A 1,058-nucleotide genomic window follows, 5' to 3' on the forward strand; every position below is an offset into this window, starting at 1 on the left:
CGGCTGCGCATCCAGCAGATCCTGCTCGCCGAGCTCAACGGCATCGGTGTGGACTACACCACCCGGGTCAGCGAGTCGAAGTTCGCGCGGGTGCATCTCATCGTGCGCACCGAGCCCGGCAACCCGCCCGGCGACATCAACGTCCCCCGTCTCACCGAGCGGCTCTCCAACGCCACCCGGCTGTGGGACGACGACTTCCGGCTGGTGCTGGAGCGCAACCTCGACGACGAGCACCAGGCCAAGCTGCTCTACCAGCGGTATGGCGGCGCGCTGTCGGACACCTACAAGAACGAGCACACGCCGTATGAGGCGGTGCAGGACGTCGCCAAGCTGGAGCTGCTCGACGAGCCGGGCCAGCTCGTCATGCACGTCCACCGGCGCCACCAGGCCAAGAGCGACATCCGGTTCAAGGTGCTGCGGTACGGCAGGCCGATGATCCTCTCCGCCGTGCTGCCGGTGCTGCACTCGCTCGGCGTGCGGGTCACCGACGAGCGGCCCTACGAGATCGTCCGCCCCGACGGTACCGTCTACCTCTACGACTTCGGGCTGCAGCTGCCGCCCGACGCGCGGACGATCACCGAGGTGCGGCCGCACCTGGAGAATGCGTTCTCCGCCACCTGGCACGGTGAGGCCGAGGTCGACGGGTTCAACGCCCTGGCGCTGAAGGCCGGCCTCACCTGGCGCGAGGTCGTCGTGCTGCGCGCCTACGCCAAGTACCTGCGCCAGGCCGGCACAGTGTTCTCGCAGGACTACATGGAGACCACGCTCCTGCAGTACCCGGCGATCGCCTCCAAGCTCGTGGACCTGTTCACGGCCCGCTTCGACCTGCGGCTGCAGTTGTCCGAGACGGCACGGTCGGAGTGGTCGAAGGAGATGGCCGCGGCGATCAACGAGGACCTCGACACGGTGACCAGCCTCGACCAGGACCGCATCCTGCGTTCCTTCCTGCACGTCATCCAGGCCACCCTGCGCACCTCGTTCTTCCAGCGCGGCGAGCAGGGGCGGCCCAAGTCGTACACGGCGTTCAAGCTGGACCCGCAGTCGATCCCCGACCTGCC

General features: G+C 68.1%; 1 protein-coding gene. It reads left to right on the top strand.

Annotated features, from left to right (window positions below; genetic code table 11):
* Window positions 1–1,058 (top strand): NAD-glutamate dehydrogenase domain-containing protein (locus AB0H83_RS51930; RefSeq protein ID WP_360111518.1); only part of this gene is annotated, 1,058 nt, incomplete at both ends.

Source organism: Dactylosporangium sp. NPDC050688 (genome assembly GCF_040654515.1).
Taxonomy (GTDB): Bacteria; Actinomycetota; Actinomycetes; order Mycobacteriales; family Micromonosporaceae; genus Dactylosporangium.